General features: G+C 61.1%; 18 protein-coding genes. 8 read left to right on the forward strand and 10 right to left on the reverse strand.

Annotation, left to right across the window (positions count from 1 at the left end):
• Positions 1 to 37 precede the first annotated feature (37 nt).
• Both EJJ38_RS16090 and EJJ38_RS16095 read right to left on the reverse strand, forming a co-directional pair.
• Positions 38 to 805: a polysaccharide biosynthesis/export family protein gene (locus EJJ38_RS16090; RefSeq protein WP_245454288.1), complete on the reverse strand. Its 768-nt coding sequence runs from the start codon at positions 803 to 805 to the stop codon at positions 38 to 40.
• The gene (locus EJJ38_RS16095) at positions 762 to 1,601 is read right to left on the reverse strand and encodes a tyrosine-protein phosphatase (RefSeq protein WP_127091168.1); all 840 of its coding nucleotides are present in this window, start codon (positions 1,599 to 1,601) and stop codon (positions 762 to 764) included. Before EJJ38_RS16095 ends, EJJ38_RS16090 begins: the two co-directional genes overlap by 44 nt.
• 321 nt (positions 1,602 to 1,922) lie before the next feature.
• Between EJJ38_RS16095 and EJJ38_RS16100 the strand changes: the two genes are divergently transcribed.
• The 4 genes from EJJ38_RS16100 (at position 1,923) to EJJ38_RS16115 (ending at position 6,442) form a co-directional block, all read left to right on the forward strand.
• On the forward strand, positions 1,923 to 2,465 hold the full coding sequence (locus EJJ38_RS16100) for a hypothetical protein (RefSeq protein WP_127091169.1): 543 nt from the start codon (positions 1,923 to 1,925) through the stop codon (positions 2,463 to 2,465).
• 341 nt (positions 2,466 to 2,806) lie between these two features.
• On the forward strand, positions 2,807 to 3,385 hold the full coding sequence (locus EJJ38_RS16105) for a hypothetical protein (RefSeq protein ID WP_127091170.1): 579 nt from the start codon (positions 2,807 to 2,809) through the stop codon (positions 3,383 to 3,385).
• A 51-nt stretch (positions 3,386 to 3,436) separates the two neighbouring features.
• Positions 3,437 to 4,891 (forward strand): O-antigen ligase family protein, encoded by a 1,455-nt coding sequence (locus EJJ38_RS16110; protein WP_127091171.1) that lies wholly within the window; start codon positions 3,437 to 3,439, stop codon positions 4,889 to 4,891.
• 273 nt (positions 4,892 to 5,164) lie between these two features.
• On the forward strand, positions 5,165 to 6,442 hold the full coding sequence (locus EJJ38_RS16115; protein ID WP_164738541.1) for a sugar transferase: 1,278 nt from the start codon (positions 5,165 to 5,167) through the stop codon (positions 6,440 to 6,442).
• Positions 6,443 to 6,464: 22 nt separating this feature from the next.
• On the opposite strand, the gene EJJ38_RS16120 is transcribed toward EJJ38_RS16115, so the two are convergent.
• Entirely contained in the window at positions 6,465 to 7,577 is a 1,113-nt protein-coding gene (locus tag EJJ38_RS16120) for a glycosyltransferase family 4 protein (protein ID WP_127091173.1), read from the reverse strand.
• Positions 7,578 to 7,647: 70 nt separating this feature from the next.
• Positions 7,648 to 9,276, reverse strand: coding sequence for a right-handed parallel beta-helix repeat-containing protein (locus tag EJJ38_RS16125; protein WP_127091174.1), 1,629 nt, complete (start codon positions 9,274 to 9,276; stop codon positions 7,648 to 7,650).
• A 903-nt stretch (positions 9,277 to 10,179) separates the two neighbouring features.
• Here EJJ38_RS16125 and EJJ38_RS16130 point away from each other — a divergent pair.
• The 3 genes from EJJ38_RS16130 to EJJ38_RS16140 are packed head-to-tail and all read left to right on the forward strand — an operon-like array spanning position 10,180 to position 13,572.
• On the forward strand, positions 10,180 to 11,484 hold the full coding sequence (locus EJJ38_RS16130) for a hypothetical protein (protein ID WP_127091175.1): 1,305 nt from the start codon (positions 10,180 to 10,182) through the stop codon (positions 11,482 to 11,484).
• Between the two features lies 1 nt (position 11,485).
• Positions 11,486 to 12,376, forward strand: a complete 891-nt coding sequence (locus tag EJJ38_RS16135; protein WP_164738542.1) for a glycosyltransferase family 2 protein — start codon at positions 11,486 to 11,488, stop codon at positions 12,374 to 12,376.
• On the forward strand, positions 12,373 to 13,572 hold the full coding sequence (locus tag EJJ38_RS16140; protein ID WP_127091177.1) for a hypothetical protein: 1,200 nt from the start codon (positions 12,373 to 12,375) through the stop codon (positions 13,570 to 13,572). The genes EJJ38_RS16135 and EJJ38_RS16140 overlap by 4 nt, the downstream gene beginning before the upstream one ends.
• 89 nt (positions 13,573 to 13,661) lie before the next feature.
• Here the strand turns inward: EJJ38_RS16140 and EJJ38_RS16145 are convergent, their stop codons facing one another.
• From EJJ38_RS16145 to EJJ38_RS16165, 5 genes are all read right to left on the reverse strand, one after another.
• Positions 13,662 to 14,447 (reverse strand): FkbM family methyltransferase, encoded by a 786-nt coding sequence (locus tag EJJ38_RS16145; protein ID WP_127091178.1) that lies wholly within the window; start codon positions 14,445 to 14,447, stop codon positions 13,662 to 13,664.
• A 233-nt stretch (positions 14,448 to 14,680) separates the two neighbouring features.
• The gene (locus tag EJJ38_RS16150) at positions 14,681 to 15,850 is read right to left on the reverse strand and encodes a glycosyltransferase (RefSeq protein WP_127091179.1); all 1,170 of its coding nucleotides are present in this window, start codon (positions 15,848 to 15,850) and stop codon (positions 14,681 to 14,683) included.
• On the reverse strand, positions 15,847 to 16,551 hold the full coding sequence (locus EJJ38_RS16155) for a methyltransferase domain-containing protein (protein WP_164738543.1): 705 nt from the start codon (positions 16,549 to 16,551) through the stop codon (positions 15,847 to 15,849). The genes EJJ38_RS16150 and EJJ38_RS16155 overlap by 4 nt, the downstream gene beginning before the upstream one ends.
• A gap of 97 nt (positions 16,552 to 16,648) precedes the next feature.
• Positions 16,649 to 17,926 (reverse strand): Vi polysaccharide biosynthesis UDP-N-acetylglucosamine C-6 dehydrogenase TviB, encoded by a 1,278-nt coding sequence (gene tviB, locus EJJ38_RS16160; RefSeq protein WP_127091181.1) that lies wholly within the window; start codon positions 17,924 to 17,926, stop codon positions 16,649 to 16,651.
• A gap of 17 nt (positions 17,927 to 17,943) precedes the next feature.
• Positions 17,944 to 18,972 (reverse strand): NAD-dependent epimerase/dehydratase family protein, encoded by a 1,029-nt coding sequence (locus tag EJJ38_RS16165; RefSeq protein ID WP_127091182.1) that lies wholly within the window; start codon positions 18,970 to 18,972, stop codon positions 17,944 to 17,946.
• Positions 18,973 to 19,378: 406 nt separating this feature from the next.
• On the opposite strand from EJJ38_RS16165, the gene EJJ38_RS16170 reads away from it, so the two are divergent.
• Complete coding sequence (locus tag EJJ38_RS16170) at positions 19,379 to 20,395, forward strand: asparaginase (RefSeq protein WP_127091183.1); 1,017 nt, start codon at positions 19,379 to 19,381, stop codon at positions 20,393 to 20,395.
• Positions 20,396 to 20,642: 247 nt separating this feature from the next.
• Here EJJ38_RS16170 and EJJ38_RS16175 read toward each other — a convergent pair whose 3' ends face one another.
• A complete protein-coding gene (locus EJJ38_RS16175; RefSeq protein WP_164738544.1) occupies positions 20,643 to 22,982 on the reverse strand; it encodes an amidase family protein in 2,340 nt (779 codons plus the stop codon).
• Between the last annotated feature and the right edge of the window lie 15 nt (positions 22,983 to 22,997).

The following is a 22,997-nucleotide window of genomic DNA, read 5'->3' on the forward strand; positions in this document are numbered from 1 at the left end:
TCAGCCTCTGCTCTCACCAACGCCTGCTCCGCGCGCGTTAGATCCAGGCGAACGCATTCACCACCGGCACCACCGAGAGGATGCTCTTGAAAGCCTCCTTGGCATCGGACGAAGGCACCATGATCACGTCGCCCGCCACAAGCTGGGGATTGTCCACGGTCCCCTCGCGCACGTCGCGCATGTTGAAGCGTGCTGCCGCCTGGCGTCCTTCCACGGTCCGGAAGATGATGATGGTGCCGTCCGACAGGCTGGTGTCGATGCCCCGCGCCATGGCGATGGCCTGGACGAGATTCATGCCGCCCTGCAGGGGGAACACGCCCGGCTGGCGCACCACCCCGTCCACGGTGACCTTCTGGCTGTTATATTCCTTCACCAGCACGCTGACCTGCGGATTGCGCAGGTAATTCTCACCGAGCTTGCGGGCGAGATCCCGGCCCAGCTCATTGGGGGTGCGGCCCGCCGCCTGCACTTCGCCCACCAGCGGGAAGTCGATGCGGCCATTTTCACCCACCTGGACCACCTTGGTGAGATCGCCCACCTTGAAGACGGTGATATCCAGCAGATCCAGAGGCCCGATGCGATAGCTCTGGGAGCCGGGGGTGCGCTCGGCGACGGCCTCGTTCAGGAGGCGCGTGGGCACGCGCGCGCCAGCCGCCTCGGAACCACCGGCAGAGGCATCACTGGCGGCGGCAGCCGCCGCCGTCGAGGCCGCGGTCGGCGCGAAATTGACCGAGCCGCTGCCATCATTGGTGGACCCGCCGCTACCCGAGGAGCCGGCGCAACCTGCCAACAAGACCAGCAGCATCGCTGCGCCCAGCACCTTTAGCATGCCCCTCACCTTCCCCCTGCGGCTGCGGCCGCTCCACCCGGATGGGCGCACTTTCGCCCGGATCTCCGTCACACAGTATAAACGAAGGACGCCCGGATACCATCTGGCCTGCTTCCTGCGGCCCCACCAGGCGGCAGGCCGCCTTCCAGCCCTCCTCCAGGTCCGGCGGGCGCCCCACGGGATCATGCGTGTCGGTGGCCAGGATCTGCACCCGGCCCTCGCCGATCATCCGCTCCGCCCAATAGAGCGGGCGGCGCCCGAAGCGCCCGGTGAGCGAAGAGGCCGTGACCTGCATCCACACCCCGCGCTCGGCGAGCCGGACCATGAGGTCATACCCGTCCTCGATCCATTTCAGGCGCTCGGGATGGGTGATGATGGGCACATAGCCCGACAGCAGGATGGCGAAGACCAGATCGTCGAAGCGCGGCGGCGCCACATTGTGGGGCGGTTCCACCAGCACATAGCGCGTGTCGCCCAGGGTCAACAGATGGCCCTGGCGCAGGCCCGCGACGAAATCCGTCACCACATGGTTGTCGGCTCCGGGGAACAGAGTGAGGTCTATGCCCTCCTCGTCCAGGCGCATCTGGAGGCGCGCAACCGCCTCCCGGATTGCATTTCCCGAATTATGGTAAACGCCCGGTAAAATGTGCGGCGTGCAGGCCACGGCTTGGACGCCCTGCGCCTCATAGATGCGCGCCATCTCCAGCGACATCTCTTCGGAGCGGGATCCATCGTCGATACCCGGCAGAATATGGCTATGCAGATCGATCATCGGACAATCTCGGCTGCCGGGCGGAAAACGATTGCCACGACTGGCCGTCCTTGGGTTTTCCTCAAGATCCCCACGCTCAAAAAGCGACCGGATTGGGGCGCTTCACGGAAATCGGAGCGAAACTATCCCGCCGCCCTTAATGGCGCCTTGACGCCGGGGCCAAAAGGGCAGGCAAAATCTTCAGCTTGACCTTGTTTCTGTCACCCAAGGGCAACACGGGAAGCCTGGAGCGGGCCCGGAGGGACTGGACGCATTGCGGCACCAGACCCCCCATGTTATTTCGGACCATAATTAGTCTGAATTGGCGTGGGGTATTGATAGATGACGAACCGGATGATTCTTGCGGGGCTTAGCGCCGCCATCCTCGCCACCTCGTCGGTGGCGGCCATGGCCGCACCTTGCGGTCCCGCAGTTCTGTCCAAGGTGGACGGCAAGGTTCTCGTCAATCGCGGCGTCGGCTTCATGGACGGCAAGCCGGGCATGCCGCTTGCTGTGGGCGACCACGTGATGCTGCGCGGCGGCTCCGCCGAAGTCCTCTTCGTGAACGGGACGGGCAGCGCGCTTTCCGGCGCCAAGTCCATGTCCATCACCGCCTGCTCCGCTGATGCCTCCCGGCTGACCAGCCCCGCTTTGGCGCAGTTCGGTGGATTGGGACCTATCACCTCTACACTGCCTGCCGCCACACCTGTAAGGGTGACTAACATCACGCCTTATGAAGGTGGAGTGACGCAGCCCGTGAGTGATGCGATGACGACGACCATGGTCGTCGGCGGGGGCGTTGCAGCTGCCGCTATCGCTGGGTTGGCGATAGCCGCCGGCAATACAGGCGGCAGCAAGAGCACCCTGATCTCCGTCAGCCCCTGACGGGCGCGCCTCTGCGCTTAGACTTGAGAATTCAAAAGAGCCGGCATGACTCATGCCGGCTCTTTTGCTTTGCGCCCTTGCTCCGAACGGCCTGACACGCGCTGGGCTCCGGGGCGGCGCCCCCTCTTCAATCGAGCACCATACCGCTCGGACCGCCCTTGGGTGATCACACGCCAGAACAACGCACCCCGCGCTGCCGACAGGCGGATAGCCTGGAAGGCGCGACCCAGAAGCAGCCCCCTGAAGTTGCATCCACAGCATTCCCGCTGCGCGGATTGCGACTTCTGCCCAGACATGATATGCGGGACTTAATAATCCGAGTTGGGGTGGGGTACTGATTCATGAAACGTCGGATGGTCCTTGCGGGGCTGAGCGCCGCCATCCTCTCCACTTCGTCCGTCGCTGCGCTCGCTGCGCCGTGCGGTCCCGCTGTCCTGTCCAAGGTGGACGGCAAGGTTCTGGTCAATCGTGGCGTCGGCTTCCTTGACGGCAAGGCGGGCATGCCGCTCGCGGTCGGCGACCATGTGATGCTGCGCGGCGGCACCGCCGAAATCTTGTTCGTGAACGGCACGGGCAGCGCACTCTCCGGTGCCAAGTCCATGGCGATCACCGCCTGCTCGGCCGACGCTTCGCGGCTCACCAACCCGGCTCTGGCGGGGATTGCCATGGGCGACTCGGGTGCGCCTACGTCATCCAATTTTCTTTTCGGCTCCACTCCTGCGCTCCCGGACATGAACGGCAACACCAACACAGTCACCCGCGCAAACTTCGGTGTAGGCGGTGGCGGTGGTGCCAACTTGCTCGGCCTCGGCCTCGGCGTGGCGGGATTCGGCACGGTCATGGGAGTATCTGCCTCCAGAAGTTCCGGGAGCAACAATAGGATCATTTCGATCCAGCCTCTCCAGCCCGTGAGCCCCTGACGCTTCGTGTCTAAGCTTAGACCTGAGATTTCGGAAGGACCGGCATTTCCCATGTCGGTCCTTTTGCTTTGCGCCAGCGTGATGCTGGGCGGCGCGACGCGCGCCGGCGTGATCGGCGATGCCATCCTGCAGCTCGCCTCCGTTCCCTTCCTTCTCGTCGCCCTGTGGCTTTGGGCGGATCGGCTCAGCACAGAGACGGACTGGCGCGCGCGGCTTCGTCAGCCGTCCGTCCTGCTCGGCTGCGCCATGGCTGCGCTGAGCGCACTCATCCTTCTGGCGCAATTGATCCCGATCTTCGGCTCGGCGGCCTCGGGCGGCATCTGGAGCGAAATCGCACGACGGGGCGGTGAAGCGGGTGGCCCTGCGGTGGGGACCGGAAGCTCCAGCATCGCCCCGGACCTAAGCGCGGCGGCGATCGCCGCCGTCCTGCCTGCGCTGGCCCTGTTTCTGCTCGTCGCCCTGCTGAACCGCCGGGACCGCATGCGCCTCGCGGGCTGGGCGACGCTGCTAGGCCTTGTGAGCCTCATACTCGGCGTGCTGCAGGTCCTGTCCGGCCCCTCTTCACCGCTCCGCTTCCATTGGCCCACCAACACTCAGGAGGCGGTCGGCTTCTTCGCGAACCGCAACCATTTCGCCGCCCAGATGTACGTGACGCTGCTGTTCGGCATCGTCTGGCTGACGCATCGCTGGCAGGGCCGCTTCTCCGCACCGCGCTTCACCGCCGAAAAGGCGCAGGCGGCCGGAGTGGCGGTGAGCTTCGCGCTGCTGGTCTTGGGCGTCATCTTTCTCACGCGCTCTCGCGCCGGCATCGTGATCGCCCTACTGTCCATCGCCCCCCTTGTTATGGTAGCGCCCGCCATAACCCGCATCCTCACGGGCACCAGCCGAGGAACCTCCGGCACCCGCACAAAGGTGGCAGCGGCTGTGGCCATCCTGGTCCTTCTGATCGCGGCCCTCGGCGCAGAACGCGCAATGCCGCGCTTCGAGAACTCCATTCTCAATGATCTGCGCGTACCGATCCTGACAACCTCCTTGAGCGCACTGTCCCACGCCTTGCCCTCCGGCACCGGCCTTGGGACGTTTGTACCGGTCTTTCAAGCCCACGAAGGGACCGACCAGCTTCTCCAGATGTATGTGAACAGGGCCCATAACGACTGGATTGAGTTCATTATCGAAGCCGGCCTTCCCGGCCTGCTGTTAATCGCAACTTTCCTCGCCTGGTTCGGGATACGCTTTTTCTCGGTCTGGTTTCGGCCGGAAGCAGACCTTCGCGCGCAGGACATCCTCTTCGATCAGTTTTCCGCCGTTATCCTGCTGCTTCTGCTGCTGCATTCGGCGGTGGATTATCCGCTGCGAACCACAACGATGCTCTGCTATTTCGCCATGTGCTGTGCCTTCCTGGTGAGCCCGCCACGGCACGCGGTCCGATCGCCCGCACCTGATCTCCGGCAACGCTCCACGCGGGCGGGTTCGAAATCCGCCAGGGCCTTCCTGCGCGAGACGTGATGCAGCGCACTCCGGGAAAGCGCGAAAATATCGCAATCAAGCAGTTCAGGGTTTTCATTATAGACTGAAACACTTAGCTTCGCGCCGGATCGGTCAGGCCGATCGCGTACGAGCAGGGATATACAAGGCGCGACGCCTCTTAAGCAGCTCGCAATGGAAGCGGCACCCAGCGGCCCTACCTCTAGGGGATAGCAGCGTATCGGTTTCTTAATTGTACGATGGTACGGATACCTGCTTATTTTTTAGGGTAGGATAATGTTGAGGGCAGTTGGCGTGGCACATACGAGATTTAGCCTCGGCAGAACCGGCCGCTCGCTTCTGACGAACGTCTATTTTCAAGCCTTTGGCGGAATCGCGTTTGCTTTGGCAACTTCCGCGGTGATGATTCCGAATAATCGTGTCACGATATTCGATACGAATATCGTCAACACTTTCATCGGAACTCTTTCCGCCATTCTGCTCGGCTTTTTCATTCTGAGAAAACTCGAAGCCTTTCCGGGCACCCGCGCGATCGGATACGTCATCCCCGTATTCGCAACGTCATTCATGATCATATTCACGTTATTTTTGTTCATCCGCCTTGAATATGGGCGCGTTCAATTCATCAGCTCATTCATATTTACCTGCACATGGTTCATCGTCGTATTATATTTGGCGCATCGCTATAGCCGCCGTATCCTCGCTATTCTCCCCTTCGGCGATGCCCCTTCGCTCGTCGGGCTCCATGGCATTCATTGGAAGATGCTGACCAACTCCTCCGCAGTCCCGAATAGGGTGGATGCGGTCGTGGCCGATCTCAGCGCGGACCTGCCCGCCAACTGGCAGCTCTTTCTCACCGAGACCGTCCTGTCCGGCGTCCCCGTCTTCAACGTGAAGCAGGTGCGCGAGGTGCTGACCGGCCGTGTGGAGATCCGCCACCTTTCGGAGAACACGCTCGGCTCCCTGAACCCGAACGACGGCTTCCTGGCGCTCAAGGCTGTGTATGATTTCCTTCTGGCCGCCATTGCCCTCATCTGCCTTTGGCCGCTCCTGCTGGTGATCGCATTGGCCGTGAAAGTCGATTCACCCGGCCCGGCCCTGTTCCGCCAGCAGCGCGTGGGCCTGCGGGGCAAGGTCTTCACTGTCTACAAGTTCCGCACAATGGTCGTGTCCCCCATGACGACCACGCCGCGAGATTTTGCGAGAACCCTTCCTGACGACGCGCGCATCACGCGGTTCGGGCGATGGCTGCGCCGGTCCCGGCTGGATGAACTGCCGCAGATTCTCAATATCCTGAAGGGCGATATGAGCTGGATCGGGCCACGCCCGGAGGCCGTTCCCCTTGTGCGCTGGTATGAAGCGGAACTGCCCTTCTATCGCTACAGGCACATCCTGCGCCCGGGCATCACGGGCTGGGCACAGATCAACCAGGGGCATGTCACCGAGATCGATGAAGTTCTCGAAAAGCTTCACTACGACTTTTTCTACATCAAAAACTTCTCGGCCTGGCTCGATATCCTCATCGTCTTGAAAACCATCAAGATCATGGTGACCGGCTTCGGCGCCCGCTGAGGGCGGCCCCCCCGCGGCGGCGTCACCTGCCTTTTGCCGTCCCGTCCCACTGCGCGATGACGCCCCGATAGATATCGATGACGCGCTGCTGGTCGAACTCGCGCACCATCTTGGCTCGACTTGCCTGCCCCATTTCCACCTGCGCGCCATAGGGCAGATCCAGGAAGCGCCCCATGGCCACCGCAAGGCTATCCGCGTCGCGCGCATCGCAGAAGAAACCGGAAATATCCCGATCCACGACGGCCCGGCATCCGGGAACGTCCGACGCGATGAGAGGCCGCCCCATGGCCGCGGCCTCAATCAGCGTGCGCGGCGCACCTTCTCGGTAAGACGGCAGGACCACGCAATTGGCCGCCGCGATAGAGGGCCGGACATCGTCCGTCGTGCCCAGATATTCGACGCTCCCCTCCCGGACCCAGCCTTGCACGGTCGCGGCGTCAATGGCCGTCCTGTTCTGCGATCCGGTCGCGCCGAGCAGTTGGAAGCGGGCATCGATGCCCTGCGCCCGGATCATGCGCGCAGCCTCCACGAACTCATGCACCCCCTTGTCCCGCAACAGTCGGGCAATCATGAGGAAAACCGGCCTCGTGCCGGCAGCCGGATATGCCGTCATTGCAAAGCGATCAAGGTCGATGCCGGAACCTGGAACCAATTGCGCTTGCCGGGCATCCACAAGGCCCAAGTTCAGGAAAAGCTCCCTGTCATCCTCATTCTGAAACAGGATGACGGGGAGCCCCCTGAAGGCATGGCGGTACAACCGTTCTGCAACCGCCTGCATCAACCCGCCCGAGAGAAAGGCTGTACCGAGGCCCGTCACGTTCGGCACGAAAGAAACCCCCGCCCCCCGAGCGGCCATGGCGCCGAAAATATTGTTCTTGATGGTGTAGCTGAGGACAATGTCGGGCTTCTCTTGCCGAAGGATGTGCTTGAAGCGACGCAGCAGCATCAGGTCGGCGACGGGATTCAAGCCCTTCACGCTCATCTGGAGCGGCCGCACACGACATCCCATGCGCTCCAGATCCCCGATCGTATGATCGTGCGGCGCCAGAATTGTTACCTGATGGCCGTCATCCAGCAGGGCCGCCGCGAGCGTCCGACGAAAATTCCAGATGTTCCAGGCCGCATTCACGGTCATTAAGATATGCATTGACACGAATTATCCCGCGCGGCGTTCGACGTTACCAATTTTCAACAACGCAAATCATTTATTCAACAACAACCAAAGATGCCTGCTCCTCAGGAACCCCACTCCCGACGACTGCATTTGGCTTAATTTGAAAGCCCGCCTGTGCCCCCCCGATAACACGCAAGCCAGCGCTGTTCGGCCGCCCGGCCCCGAAGCGAGAAACGTGGAGTCCCTCAACGGAGAGAGATGCCGGGCGCTCGACAAGAATGGCGTCGCCCTCAACACCCTCGACCACGATGTTACGCAACGCGATCGAGAGAGCACCCGGGCCTTTTGGATCGGAGCCCGATGCATGAATGGCGGCGCCGAAGCGGCTGTCGGTGCCGGTCACATCGGTTAGCCTCCAATCTTCCAGACTTATGCCTACCCCCTCCCGAATCCGGGTCCAGCCGGATTTGGTGAGGCGGACATCGATCAACTTGATTTCCGGAACAGCCGGCCAGTTCCCATACGGCCCCGACCTTGAAAAGCCGATGTCAAACGCAGGAAACCTCCCGCTACCAGCCTCTACCCCTCGAACATTCCGGATAAGAATACGACCACCAACTGTCGGGCGACCAGGCTTCATCACCCCGGCCAAATACTCCTCATATGTCGGCGGCGTCGTCGGCTTGTAGTTCAACTTAACTATGTTCCCAACTTTCTCGGCGGACACGGCACTCACACTCACATCCTCTATTGAAGAGAAATCCAAACACTGCCCGCCATTCTTGAAAAAAACATTCGAGATATTGACATTAATTGCAACTCGATCAAAATCGATAGCCTCAACAAAATTATCGAATATTATATTGTCAACTACAACGTTATTAACATATGAAAAGTTCATACCCTGCGTTACATCTTTAAATGACAGATTATACATATGTATATTACTGCAATTCTGCAGCGTAATCGTTGAACCTGCCCGCTTTGGCAGGCCCTGAAACGAGCAGTTGGATATTTTCACGTCCTTCGACCCCACGATATGGAAGCTTCGAAGGTTTCGCCCCACGCCACTGCCATCGAACTCGAACCGCAGACCATCTACAGCAACCGGTCCAAGCGCGTTCTCGTCCGCGGTTTTGCGCGCGAGAAACGCGTAATTCACCTCGATCACGTCGGCCGGACGATATCCTCGAAATCGGACCGTCGCCCCGGAACCACTGAGCCTGAGGCCCGGCCGGGGAATGCTCACGGCAAAGTGGCAAGGTGACAAGGTATTGCCATAGGTGAAGGGACTGTCCTGGTTTGCGATTAAAAGCCAGACATTCTCTTGCCCGCCAAGATCTACAGGACGGCACAGATCGACGACCGCCTGAATTGCAGAGGTATCATCAGACCTCCCATCGCCAAACCCACCCACTTGCTTTGGACTCACCACTGGGTCGCTCAGAACCCAGGCTTGTCCGGTAGCATCGGTAAACGACGAGCCATCGGGACGGTCAGAACGGCGCCATGTGCCCCCACCTCCGTCTCCAACGACCCTGTAACCACCGGTTTGAAGCGTGCCTATGTTTTTCGCATACTGGCCCGTTCGGGCTTGCAGGGTGGTTTCGACATAGGCCAGCCCCTCATCGCCCCTCGCCTCACCGAGCTGACCGCGCAAAGCCACAAAACCAGCAGCGAGAAGCACCGCGCGTCGTGACAACGACTTATGGCCAAGCATGGTTTTCCCTCAGCTGCGATTGCCATTCAACGAACGGTGACACCGTGGAGTGCCTGAAAGCTCCCGTCGAGAGAGCCCCTAGGCCCTCCCGGCGAGAGCCACGGTACCTCGCATGACCTGCAAGGAAAACGTCAGGTGGGGCTCGATGACGACTGAAGCAGCCTCGAAGCGAGATAAAACCCACGCCCAATCCGCAATTCGCAATGGAGGCCAACTGTCCATAATCGCTAGCAATACCGCGCGCCACCCGACCAAAAAGTCCAAGACATGCCTACGCTTGGTTCCATGACCCTCGGGCGTTAATGTATGGCATGTGATCCGCTGGAACCTCCAGCGGCATTGAATGTGCCGTGATGAGCATGAACGGGATTTTCCATATAGTACGCGCCCACCCGACCGGGCTCACACGCACCGGCCGGCTGCACGGCTTCAGAATGCCGGGGATTCCGCCGCTCGCGGCGGACACTCCGCCGCCAGCGTCAGAGCGCGCGGCCATCGCAAATCGTCCGCCACCCCCAGCATCAAACCGGCCTTTAACAGCCGACATTTGGCTCGCATGACTCACCGGATCACAGTCTTGCCGGCTTCGCTTTGGACGGGTGTAGAGGAGCGTGCAATTCGCGCCGCCTCAACTCAAGCTTATCGTGGCGGCACGCATTGCTTGGGCAAAGATTTTTGCCGGATCCAGCCTTTAACAAAGCATGGGCCCCTTCCCAGCTTCCAGAGGCATACAGACAGGCGCCTCATGGGCTTCGATTCAAACGTCCACCAGTCCGCCCGCCATCTGACTGCATCAAATTCCACCGACGCAGGATCTGCGGGCACTTTCGAGACGAAACTCGCTCGCCACTTTGCCAATAGAACCGGGTTCGAGACAGGACAAACGTCCAACGAGTCAATCAAATGACTACCTATACATTGATAATTCTAATACTTTCGTGTTTGTTTTTTTCCATTCGGGCCCACGGAGTTTTTTCATTTTCGACGCTGGGAACAGTTGGACTTTTTGCCTATAGCATACCATCCGTTCTTGAAATTACTTACCCATTTCATTACGGCCTCAGTTCGCGCGATACGCCGCTCATTCCTGCCTCGACGGAGACAGGCATCGTAATGATAGCCGCCTGGACCACATTCACAGTGCTTATCGCGCTGCCGACCTCGAGACCGAGAACGCTACAAACGCCCATCCCTCTCCGTGACGAGACGGCATTGCTCTACGCACTTCTCATCCTGTTTGCGGCCGGCCTCCTTTATATGATGGTGAACCAAGGTCCCTTGTTTTTTCTGCATGCGCGCGACGAACAGGTTGAGAGTGGCGTAAGGCTCATTTGGCGTTGGATTGGTCCGGCGGGGCTTATTCTTGCTACGAACATGCGTCACTGGCCCGCCGCAGGCATATTTATCGCCGGAATATGCCTGCACTTCATATCCGGAGATCGAACAATTATCATCATATCGATGATGTGCTTCTTCGTTACCAGCTCAGATGGGCGATCTGCATTAAAATTGATGCTTCGCCCACGCGTTATCATGATAACGTTTATAGTTGTTGCTATCGCTTTTATTGGAAAACCTATATATATATCAATCAAAGCTGGATCTCTAGATCCACTATATTATTCAATTTCACCAGAAGGAATAGATCAGGTTTTAAAAGCTTACGAGCCACTGAGCACGTATAATATCATCGACCTTGTCGTTCGAAATGATTTTTATCTGCCTATTCACCTGCTCGCGGAGGGCGTTATTGGGCAATTTTTAATTGCGCCGTCTCTTTTTGGGATTGATAGCAATTCATTTAACACAGCGTTTACCGCCACTTTCGCAGACATGATTACATATGGAATTGCGGGTAATTATTGGGCCCAAGCATTTTCAACAGGTGGCTATATAATGGTAATATTATTTTCCGCACTATACGCCACGATACTTAGAACTTGCGATTACATATATCGCCAAAAATCCGGTGCGGTAAAAATTGGGGCAGCCCTGATCGGCGCGTTGTTTTCTGTATACATCCATCGAAACTCGCTCGACAATTGTCTCGCCTTTGTTCGGCAAATCGTCATCGCCTTAACATTGGCTAAACTGTTGGCTGGGCTATTGCTCTTTGATTCACGCCCCAAAGGTCGCCGCGTGGCACAGCGAAACTTCGCTGCAGCGTCCCGCCGAACGGGTTCCAACACCCCGCATCGGAGGGCGTGACGTGGAACCAAGCCTCAGTGCCGGCGGCACACCAACGATAGGACAGGGAGTGCAGGATAAATTGGACGCCCCCCGGACGCCCTCAGACGCCCTCCCTCTCCTTGCGATTTGCATTCCCAGCTACAACCGAATTGGCCTCCTAGTCCCTCTCGTCCGGAAAATTTTATCCCTCGACGGCCCGTTCGAAATTTGCGTTCACATCGACGGCTCAACGGACGGAACCCAGGACGCTCTGCGGGAAATCAATGACCCAAGACTGATCGTCACCTCCGCGAAGAACCAAGGAAAAACCAGCTCCCTTATCGCCGCCGTTCGAGCCTCACGTGCCGTCTTCGTCATGCCGTTTGATGATGACGACGAGATCGATTTAGCCGGGCTACGCGCCGCACTTCAGCGCTGCAACGAGCCCCTCCCCTCTCATATCGGCGGTTTTATTTATCACATGTCCGGTGAAGCCGGAGATTGGTCCCAGGCACCATTTCCCGAGAGAATCTCGAATTACATTAAACTGCGCGCAGATCAGGGTATAAACGGCGATAAGAAGGAAATTGTACGCAGAGAAATATTTAAGGAATGCGCCTATGACCCCAAAGGTGCATACCGACGCGCTCCGACCTCTTTGACCTGGGCACGCATAGCTATACAATATGATGCATACTGCCTTAACGAAAACCTGGGCGCAAAGCATTATCTATCGGGGGGCATTACAGCAAATATTACGCGCGTAAAGCTCAAGAACGCATACCCGATGTACCTCGTCTATCGTGTACATGTCATCGCTTTTTTTCGCGGGCGCTATCGGAGCACTCGCTACTTCCTGCGCGCGCTCGTCCGCATGATTGGATATGGCGTTTTGTCCCTGAAAGAGATCGGTCGAGGCCGCACGTCATGATCCGCAAGCTTATTGAGGGGCTTGGGATCCGAGCGCTGCCCGGCGTCCTCAATCTACTGGCGCTGGTGGCCCTTTCCGATCGGCTCACCCCAAGTGCCTTCGGTCTTTATTCGACAGCCGTTGCCGTCGCTGGCTTTATCACCAGCATGGTATTCGGGCCGCTTACCGCCTCTATCGTCGCTCATCACGCAAAGCATGATGTGGAGGGACGCGCCGGGCTCTACGAATCAACTGTCTTCACAACTGCGCTGGCCATCGCTCTTATATTGGCAGCGATTACCGGCATTATAAGTTCGATGGGGCTCTTGTCATGGACCTACATCGCGCCTGCGATCGCGCTGGGTATTTACACACTGGTTCTTGAGTTTTCGCGGGCACGCCTGAATTTCTGGTCCTACGGCATTGCATCCGTCTTTCAATCCATCGCCTTCCTGGCTGCCATCGTGATTTTGGTACAGGATCGCGATACTTCAACCCAAGCTCTTCTTGCTTTCACACTCAGTTATGTTCTTGCGATCGTTGTTTCTCTTGGACTCAGCGGTTGGCCACGGTTGATCGCGCCAGATATTGGCCTACTGATTCCAACCATTCGCTCTGGCGGAGGGTATACGCTCTCGATCGCATTGGAAAATGGTCTGTATCTCGGGATGAGATTTGTGGTGATGCTCTTTGGATCGTCGCAAGCGCTTGGGGTATTCTCATTCAGCGTTGACCTAGCGCAACGTGTTGTAGGAATATTTACGAACATCACCTCCTTCATTGTTGTCCCGCTTGCATTTAGAGGTCAAGCCTCTGGAGCAAGCAGGTTCAATTCGACGTTGTATAAGGGAGGGGCGATTGCCCTGCTCGTGTCCATTGCGGCGCTGGTTTGCACTCACGCGCTTCGCGAGCTCGGCATCGTCCCCGTTCTCAATGGCCCCTTGTTCGACCCCGCAGCATTTACGATTATTTCTTTCGCAGTAATCGTAAATCGCCTGAAGAAGTTAACGATAGATCCATTTGCGTTGCGAGCGAACCGCGCTGCGATTTTGGTTTTTGGCTTTGCCGTTGCTACTCCGATCGCGCTCGGACTTGCGATTGGCTTTCAGAAAGTCAGCCCTCTGGCCGCGCCGGCTGCCTATCTCTGCGGCTACATTATTGCGGCAATTTCGACGTTCATCGCTTTGCGCACGTTTGACAAGAGCGCTTTCACATGAGGGAAAGCCAAATCCAGTCAACTTGACGATAATCTGATCTGATGAAAATACGCTTTAAATTTAGCGTATTACAAAACTGTACCGCCGACTCAAGAGTCCTTGTCGAATATTTCATTGTAGACAGGCTTGGAAACGACTCCTAACTGACCGCTGAATCCAAAAGCATGCATCTGATCGTAAATGTCCTTCGGTGTTGCTGAAAAACGTGACAGCGCCTCTCTGTTGATTTCAATAATGACTCGGCGCACGCCTGTCTCAGAGAGCCACCCTGCCAAGCCGTTCAACACGAGAAGTTCCGCGCCTTCTACGTCGATTTTCACGATCGTTGTGCGCCCCCCCCTGAGGGTGTTGAGCGTCGCTTTCAGCACGTCCCCGCCCATGGTCAGAACTTCTGTCGTTCCGCTTTCCGAGAAATGGGCTCCTCCCGTATGTGAGCTTGGCCCAGCTTCAAACTTTTGGATGCTTATCGCGGTGCTGATAGCCGCCGGAAATGCCCAGACGTTATTTGCCTGGTTCAGGGAGATGTTACGGACAAGCCTTTGGAAGACCGGAAGTGAGGGCTCGAAAGCAACGACGCTACCCCCTGCCCCGACCCGCTTGGCCGCAACAAGGCTGAAGACACCGGCATTTGCTCCGATATCCACGAAGCAATCGCCCGCTTTGAGTATGCTCAATGCATCGAAGACATCGTCATAGACGCCGGTCAAAGACATTGCCGTTGTCGCGTCCGCAGCGGTCGTCATGAGTACACCGTATCGCGATCTGACGGGCACATCGCGGATCACCGTGGAGAGCGCACGGACAAAGCGCGACTTTCCTCTATGATTCGGACAACGGGTATACAGGCTGATTGCCCCGCCGACGACAGACTTCAAAAAGACCTCCCAGATTTACGCAAGAAATACATTAAACGCTCAATGTTTACGTCGCATCATCTAATCGATCTGCTCCCCGCACTATTCCGTTTCCGACACTTCATCGAGCAGCACACCGACACCCGCTATCCGTCCAGAAACGATACACGCCGTCCTTTGGGAGCAAGTTCGCCTTTGCGTGCTAAAATGCAGACCCAATGTTTCCGGCACGAAGGCAAGTGTGGATCTCTTCTCTACCCACCGCCCCTCTCGATCATGGCAACAAGGTAACTCGCCACCCCACGCCTACCCAGGAAGGGGATTATATCCGGCTCCCGCTCGCAATCCCGAGCCTCACAAAGGGCGTCTGCCAGCGCATCCGTGAGCGCACCTGTCAGCGGAACAACCGCCAGTCCGGGAATGGCATCCAGCTCACCCGCACAATCTGTGGTCACCACTCTCTTAATCCCACTCGCCAGCATTTCGAGGATAACGTTCGGAAAACCCTCGCGATCCGATGTCAGGAGCCCCAGCTCGCATTGGGCCAGGATAGCAGATGGCAGGGGATGAAACCCCGCGAATGTCACATGGCCGGCAATGCCAAGCGCCCGCGCCTGCGCTTCGAGGGCTTCCCGCAGCGATCCCTCGCCGATCATCACCAGATGCATCCCGGTTTCACCGGCCGCATGCAGCGCCTGGAGCGTGGCAATGGCGCGCTCCGGCGACTTGACGGGCTCCAGGCGGCCGCACCACGCAATCTTGATGCGATCCGCAGGCATTGTACCGATTGCATCCGGCGGCGCCATGCGCCGGCCCGCCTCGATCCGCTCCATGTCGATGGGATTGGGAAGCGTCGCGAGCTTTTCGCGGAACCGCCCCTGCGTATGAAAGTCCAGCGAGGCGCGCATCCGCTCCGTCTGGCAGACGATCAGGTCCTGGGCCCCATAGAGCTTGTACAGCATTCGGATCAGCGCCCCGCGGCGCCCGAAATTCCGATCGAAGATCGTTGTCGATTCACGCGCCACAAGGCGAACGACCCGCAAGGCTCCAAGACGGCGCATCAAGCTGCAGAGCGCGTTCAGATGCGTGCTGGAACTGAAGACGAACGCATATCTCTTACGGACCAGGCACCACAGCAGAGGGAGAAGCCCGCCGCCCTCGTTCGCGGCCAAGGTATAATGCAGCGTCACGTTGCCGAGGGCTTCGAGGTCATCGAGTGTGCCCGTCCGCGACCAGCACAGGACGAACACCTCCACACGGGCGAAGCGCCCGGACAGAGCCGCCTCGCGCGCCATCATGTGGACCATGCGCTCGGCCCCGCCCATGCGGTCGGACGGCATCAGGAACAGGGCGCTGCCCGTCCCGGCAGCCGGATGCGGCGCCCCCCCGCCGACGTCGCGCGCGGCCTCGCGCAGCCCGCTCACATTCGCGTCTCCGGCTTGCGCAGCACATAGATGAAGGTCTCGGCCGCGTCATTCTGCATGACGAGGTAGAACAGAAGCTGCGTCAGGCGCCAGGCCAGGAAGGCGGGAACGAACACCGAGAAATAGGACGACATCCAGAACAGCCGGCGCTCCTCCACCTCAAGCCCGTTGGCGCGCGCCAAGGCTTCGATCTGGCTGGGCGTGCAGCGGTCATAATAGGCCTTGAACCCGTCATGCCCTTCCCCCTTGTGGGGAAAGAGGGCAAACAGCACACGGCGCTTCACATTCTCCGGCAGGACGCGGTTGAGGCGCGCGAACATGGCATTGCGGCAGGGCGCGAAGATAAAGATCCGGCCGCCGGAGCGAACCGTGGACGCCATGGCGCGCATGGCCCCCGCCGTGTCCGGCACATGCTCCAGCGTCGCCTGGCAGATGACCACATCCGCGTCGCCCTCCCCCTGGAAGGTGCACAGGTCATGGGCGATGATCCGGTCATAGGCACCCGCCGGCGCGGCGGCCAGTTCGCCGGCATCGATATCGAGGCCGACCACGCGCGCGCCCAGCTCTGATTTGCGCGCCACGGAGAGATAGGGTTGCGACCCGCCGCCCAGATCATAGACGAGGTCATGGGCCTGCACCGCATGTGGCAGAACCTCCCGCAGGAAGGTGCCGTTGCCGTCCTGACGCAGCTTCTCCGGCAAGGCCCGATCGAGCGCCGCAGAGAGCTTTCTGTTCAATCCGACAAATTGCGATAGCACGCGCCGCCTCCGCTCTGTCCCGCGCCGCATGAAGACCCCATCACAGGCGCAGGTCCGATTCCTGCCGGGCCAGAAGGTGCTTCAGATCATACAGCACATGAAGCGGCTTGCCGTAGCGGCGGGCGCCCGCGCTTCCACCCGCGCGAAACGCATCGTGCGCCACCGCGAGCACCACCCCGTCATAGGCGCCCGCCTCCGGCGCCTCCACAAGGTCGATCCCGTATTCGTGGCGGGCCGCCGCCGCATCGGCCCAGGGGTCGTGCACGTCCACCTGCACGTCATAGTCCTTGAGCTCGGAAATCACGTCCACGACGCGCGTATTGCGCAGGTCGGGGCAGTTCTCCTTGAAGGTCAGGCCCAAGAGCAGCACGCGCGACCCGTGAACCTGGATCCGCTTGCGCAGCATGGCCTTCACCATCTGCCCGGCCACATAGGCGCCCATGCCGTCATTGATGCGGCGCCCGGCCAGGATCACCTGCGGATGGTATCCCATCGCCTCGGCCTTGTGGGTGAGGTAGTAGGGGTCCACGCCGATGCAGTGCCCGCCCACGAGGCCGGGGCGGAAGGGCAGGAAGTTCCATTTGGTGCCGGCGGCCTTCAGCACCGCCTCTGTGTCGATGCCCATGCGGTTGAAGATGATGGCCAGCTCGTTGATGAGGGCGATGTTCAGGTCCCGCTGGACGTTCTCAATGACCTTCGCCGCCTCGGCCACGCGGATGGACTCGGCCTTGTAGGTGCCCGCCGTCACGATGGAGGCATAGAGGGCGTCCACCTCGTCGGCGACCTCTGGGGTCGAGCCGGACGTGACCTTGCGGATCGAGGTGAGGCGATGGGTCTTGTCGCCGGGATTGATGCGCTCGGGCGAGTAGCCGCAGAAGAAATCCGTGTTGAAGCGCAGGCCCGAGACCTGCTCCAGCACCGGAACGCAATCCTCCTCCGTCGCCCCCGGATAGACGGTGCTCTCGAAGATGACGATGTCGCCCGCCTTCAGCACCTGGCCGACGGCCCGCGATGCGCGGATGAGGGGCTCCAGATCCGGCCGCTTATGCGCGTCCACCGGCGTGGGAACGGTCACGATGAAGATCCGCGCCGCGCGAAGGTCTTCGAGGTTGGAGGAAAACCGCAGGTGGCGCGCCTCCACCAATTCCTCCGGTGTCACCTCCAGGGTGCTGTCGCGCCCCTCGGAGAGTTCGGCAATGCGATGTGCGTTGATATCGAAGCCGATCACCGGACGTTGCTTGCCGAACTCCACGGCGAGCGGGAGGCCGACATAGCCAAGGCCGACAATGGCGAGTGTCTTCTGCGAAGATGTGATCATTCCTGCCCCGATCGGGATCACTTCCCGTAATATGCTCGGTACCACTCCACGAAACGTGCAATGCCATCCCGGAAATCGGTGTTCGGGCGATAGCCCGTCAAATGCTGCAGCAGGCTCGCGTCGGCCCAGGTGGCCGGAACGTCGCCCTTCTGCATCTCCATGTAATTGCGGATCGCCTTCTTGCCGAGGCAGTCCTCGATGGCGTCGATGAAGTCCAGCAACCGCACCTTGTCGGAATTGCCGATATTCACGATGCGGAACGGCGCGACCGGCGAGAGGCTGTCACCTTCGGGGACAACCCCATCCACCGGGCGCACGGGAACGGCGTCGATCAGCAGGCGGATGCCGCGCACCAGATCATCCACATAGGTGAAGTCGCGGTACATGTCGCCGTGATTGTAGATGTCGATCGGCCGGTCTTCGAGGATCGCGGCGACGAACTTGTAGAGCGCGAGATCGGGCCGCCCCCAGGTGCCGTAGACGGTGAAGAAGCGGAACATGGTGGTGGGCAGCGACCAGAGATGCGCATAGGCATGCGCCATGCTCTCGTTCGCCTTCTTCGTGGCCGCATAGATGGTGAGCTGGGTGTCGGCCTTCTCGGTCTCCGTAAACGGCATCAGCTCGTTCGCCCCATAGACGGACGAGGTGGAGGCCATCAGCAGGTGCTTCACCTCAAGCCGGCGGGCCGCCTCCATCACGTTGAAGGCGCCGATCACATTGGCGTCGAGATAGGCCCGGGGATTTTCCAGGCTGTAGCGCACGCCCGCCTGGGCGGCGAGATGCACGATGATGTCGGGCTGGAATTCATTGGCCATGGCGTCAAAGCGCGCCTGGTCCTCCAGCATGCCTTCCACGGCCTTGAAATTGGGGTTTTGCAGCAGCATCGCATGGCGGCGGCGCTTCAGGTTGACGTCGTAATAGTCCGTCATTCCGTCATAGCCCTGGACTTCGAAGCCCTCGGCCAGAAGCAGGCGTGCAAGATGGAATCCGATGAAGCCGGCCGTGCCGGTGATCAGAACTTTACGCGGCCCCTGCCCCTTTTCCATCACCGTCTTATTCCTTCAAGCCGGACAATATATCCGGGCGTCCGCCCACCGCACCCGCGGTCTCCTCCTGGCTCGCCGAAGGGCGAGCAGGGATGGAGCCTTCTTATCCTCGATTGCTCCGGCCTGGGTGGCGGATATGTCGTCGGCTGAGGAAAGCGCAGTTTGTCCCGCGACCAATAACGCGGCGACTGAGAGAAGCCAATTGTCGGGTAATATAAAACCCAGGATCCGGGACACGCGGATCGAGGTCTTTTTCCTCTCGTTCCGCGACCGGCGGATGGGAGGGCGGCATCGCGAAGTGCCCGCCGAAACACGCAATCGCACACGCCCCCGCGCAGACCGCTCTTGACCGGCGCCCGGCGGGGCCTTCCGATGGGTCCTGTCTTCGCCAGCCCTTCCGGACCCGATGCCCGCCTCTTCCTCCTCCCCTCTTTCTTCTTCGCTCCCCCGCATCGTCATCCTCTCCACCGGCGGCACCATTGCCGGGGCGGCGGATGCGCGCTCCAAGGGGGGCTACAATGCCGCGGCGGTGAGCGCGCAGAGCCTCATCGCCGCCGTGCCGGGCGCGGAGGAGATCGCGCGGATCGATTTCGAGCAGGTGGCGGCCATCGGCAGCCAGGACATTACGGACGCGGTCTGGCTCACCCTCGCCCGCCGCATCACGGAACTGGCGGCGCGCGACGATGTGGATGCCCTCCTCGTCACCCACGGCACCGACACCATGGAGGAGACCGCCCTCTTCCTCCATCTGACGCTCGCCACGGACAAGCCGGTGGTGATGGTGGGCGCCATGCGGCCCTCCACGGCGCTGTCGGGCGACGGGCCGGCGAACCTGCGGGCCGCGCTCATGGTGGCGACCCATCCCGAAAGCCGGGGGCGGGGCGTGATGGTGGTGCTGAACGACACCATTCACGGCGCGCGGGACGTGACCAAGACCAGCACCACGCAGGTGGAGACCTTCCAGTCCCCCAATCTCGGGCCGCTGGGTTATGTGACGCCCAATGGCGCGGTGTTCCTGCGCCCTGGAACGCCCCGCATCACCCTTCCCCTGCCCGAAAGCGCTCCATTGCCGCGTGTCTCCATCGTGCATGCCTATGCGGGCATGGACGACCTGCTGATCAAGGCGGCCATCGATGCGGGCGCCCGGGGGCTGGTGCTGGCGGGCGTGGGGGATGGAAATGCCGCCCGAACGGTCATCGCGGCCCTGGCGGAAGCGGCAAAGGCGGGCGTAGTGGGGGTGCGGGCGAGCCGCTGCCCCCTCGGCCCGGTCCTGCGCAATATCGAGGTGAGCGACGACGCGCTCGGCCTCGTGGCGGCGGGGTTGCACAATCCCGCCAAGGCCCGCGTGCTGCTGCAAGTGCTGCTCGCCAACGGCGTCACCACGCCCACCACCGTCCAGTCCGCGTTCGACCGGACGGATTGAGCGGCTGCATATCCGGATCCGGTAGAACCGGCCCATAGAGGTCGCCGATCGGCACTCGCCGCCAGCGGTTGCTCACCCGCAGTCCCCTTCGCAACGGTTCATGGCCGGGCTTGTCCCGGCCATCCACGTCGCACCGACAGCGCAGACGTCATTGGGCGTTCCCGGCGGCACCGCGTGGATGCCCGGGACAAACCCGGGCATGACGGCATGCTGCGGCATCCGATGCCGGGCGTGAATCCGTTCCGGCCTAAAGCGGCCCGAATTTCGGCGGGGGAATGCGGCGGCGGGAGGCGGCTTCATAGGCGGAGGCGATCTCCAGGAGCGCATCCTCCCGGCCCGGCTCCGCGCGGAACACCAGGGAAAAGGGCAGGCCCGGCTCGGGCAGATGGGTCGGCACTTCGGAAAGGCGCGAGACCCAGCGCGAGCTGTCCGGCAGCAGCGCATGCACGGGATCGTAGACCGTGGTCACGAAGCCCGCCGGCACCAGCACCTCGGTGAGGCCCGCATTGGGACCGTCGAAGGATTCCGGCAGCAAATTCTGGTCGCGGGAGGAATCCGTGCCCATGGTGGTGCGCGGCTGGGGCGCGCCGCCGATGAGCGCGGGGGCGAACGGCGTGTGGAGCCGCACCAGCGCGTCCAGCCGGTTCTCATAGATCACCATCATGTCGAGGCGCCGCAGCAGCTCCCGCAGCATGATGCGCTCATTCACGCCCTGGCGCTGGTCGAAGCGGTTGCGGATGTCGGTCACGTCCTCCCAATTGCGGAAGGCGGATTTCTGGTCGTCACCCCAGAATTTCGAACGGGCGTTGAGCGCCGCCCAGTCCTTCAGGGTCTCGGTGATGCCTTTGTCCGCCCAGTCTCGCACGCGACGGTCGAGATATTGGGAGATGTGGAAGCGGAAGGCGTTGGCCAGTTGCTGGGGCTGGATGGTGATGAGGTCCAGCGCCTCGGGCGGGGCGATCTGCCCTTCCGCGAGGCCCACCATATAGTCGATGGGCGCCATGTCGCCGGTGCCGAACACCTTGCCGGGCATGAATTCCGTGGGCCGGATGGCGGCCACGAATTCGGGGAAGAGCGGCTGGCCGTCACGGCCCAGGCGATAGAGCAAGTCCGGCATGAAGACCGGCACGAGGCGGGCGAGCGCCGCCTGGAAGTCCACCGCCATAGGCTCCACGTCCGGGTCCGGCGTGCAGTGGCGATGGGCGCTTTCAACCAATTGCGCGCCGAGCGCGTCGCGCAGCACGGCCTTCATCTCTCGGTCCGCCGCCTCCACGATGGGCCGCTCGGTCATGGAGCCGGGCGGAATGATCATGGATTCCCGGATGATGCCGATGCGCATCCCCTCCAGGCTCTTGCGCGCCCCCACATGCGCCGCGAAGGACGGAAGGATGGTGGGGCGCGGCACAGTGGTGAACACGTCGCGCGGGTCATAATAGGTGCCGTCGGGATTCTTCAGCGCGTCCAGAACCTTGGCGCAATCCGCCAGGGTGCGGGCGTGAATGCCCGTGCGGTCCACATGGATGTCCGCGCCGATGGCCCCGCCGTCGAAGCCCAGCAGCGCCTTGTGGGGCAGGATGAGCGCAATGCCGTTATGGTTGGAAGGGCCGCGACAGGAGGCGCGGGTCTCTTCGCCCAGGCTCGCCATGACCATGTTGGTGCTCACCGACACGCCGGAGCCGGAGGAGGAGCCCAGCGAGGCGGAGCGGGCGGTGTCGTAGGGATTGGCGGGCGTGCCGCCCCAGGAGGAGCGCTGATTGCCCAGGATGGAGGGCAGAAAGCTTTCCGCCACATGCGGCCCGCCGGGATCGCCCGCGCGACCGTTATATTCGGTCATCACCGCCTTCGCGAAGATGATGGCGCCCTTCCGGCGCAACTGCTCCACGAGGATGTGGTCGCGGGCGGGCGCGTCCATGTCATAGGCGGCATCGCCCCCGCCGGTGGAGCGCATGTCCTTGGTGTCGAACGCATCCTTGAAGGAGAAGACGACGCCATACATGGGCATGGCGTCCAGGTCCGGCTCACAGCCGTAGCGTTCGTCCAGCGCCGCCGCCTGCTCGCGGGCATCGGGAAGCTGGCGGAAGATCTCGCAGACCGGCGGCGCGCCCGCCGGCAGCGGGCCCTTGGACGGGTGCAGGTCGTAATCGCCCCGACAGGTGACGGAACGCTCGCCGCGGATGTTGAGGGTGGCCAGCGCATTCACTTGGCCCGCGTCGGGCGTGCCCACCACCCAGCCATATTGCTGGAGCACGGCCGGGTCCGAGGCGGTGGACTCCATGCGGCCATATTGCAGCGGCGGCCCGGCATAATCCTCAAGGTCCGGCATGAGGTCCGCCGCCTTCACCGTCTCGCTCGGGAACAGGGTCGGCACCTCGCCCCGCACCGCGCCCGCCACGGGGCCGATGGGCGCGCCGTCCGCCGTCACGAGGCGCACCGAGGGGCCGTTATAGGCGCGCACGCGGGCGAGATACTGCTCCACCACGTCCAGGCAGGTGGTGGCGCCGCTACGGATGGCGGCATGCAGCTCGGCGATGGTCGCCTCTTCCACGCGGAAAGGAGACGCGGAAGACGGGGCGGAGGAAGAGGTCACGGAAGGCCGTCCTTG

Source organism: Aquabacter cavernae, assembly GCF_003993795.1.
Lineage (GTDB): Bacteria > Pseudomonadota > Alphaproteobacteria > Rhizobiales > Xanthobacteraceae > Aquabacter > Aquabacter cavernae.

Coding starts and splice junctions, on each gene's coding strand:
- EJJ38_RS16140 (WP_127091177.1), top strand. CDS start 12,373: ATGATCCGCAAGCTTATTGAGGGGCTTGGGATCCGAGCGCTGCCCGGC.
- EJJ38_RS16165 (WP_127091182.1), bottom strand. CDS start 18,972: ATGGAAAAGGGGCAGGGGCCGCGTAAAGTTCTGATCACCGGCACGGCC.
- EJJ38_RS16105 (WP_127091170.1), top strand. CDS start 2,807: ATGAAACGTCGGATGGTCCTTGCGGGGCTGAGCGCCGCCATCCTCTCC.
- EJJ38_RS16110 (WP_127091171.1), top strand. CDS start 3,437: ATGTCGGTCCTTTTGCTTTGCGCCAGCGTGATGCTGGGCGGCGCGACG.
- EJJ38_RS16100 (WP_127091169.1), top strand. CDS start 1,923: ATGACGAACCGGATGATTCTTGCGGGGCTTAGCGCCGCCATCCTCGCC.
- EJJ38_RS16090 (WP_245454288.1), bottom strand. CDS start 805: ATGCTGCTGGTCTTGTTGGCAGGTTGCGCCGGCTCCTCGGGTAGCGGC.
- EJJ38_RS16170 (WP_127091183.1), top strand. CDS start 19,379: ATGCCCGCCTCTTCCTCCTCCCCTCTTTCTTCTTCGCTCCCCCGCATC.
- EJJ38_RS16125 (WP_127091174.1), bottom strand. CDS start 9,276: ATGCTTGGCCATAAGTCGTTGTCACGACGCGCGGTGCTTCTCGCTGCT.
- EJJ38_RS16120 (WP_127091173.1), bottom strand. CDS start 7,577: ATGACCGTGAATGCGGCCTGGAACATCTGGAATTTTCGTCGGACGCTC.
- tviB (WP_127091181.1), bottom strand. CDS start 17,926: ATGATCACATCTTCGCAGAAGACACTCGCCATTGTCGGCCTTGGCTAT.
- EJJ38_RS16130 (WP_127091175.1), top strand. CDS start 10,180: ATGACTACCTATACATTGATAATTCTAATACTTTCGTGTTTGTTTTTT.
- EJJ38_RS16095 (WP_127091168.1), bottom strand. CDS start 1,601: ATGATCGATCTGCATAGCCATATTCTGCCGGGTATCGACGATGGATCC.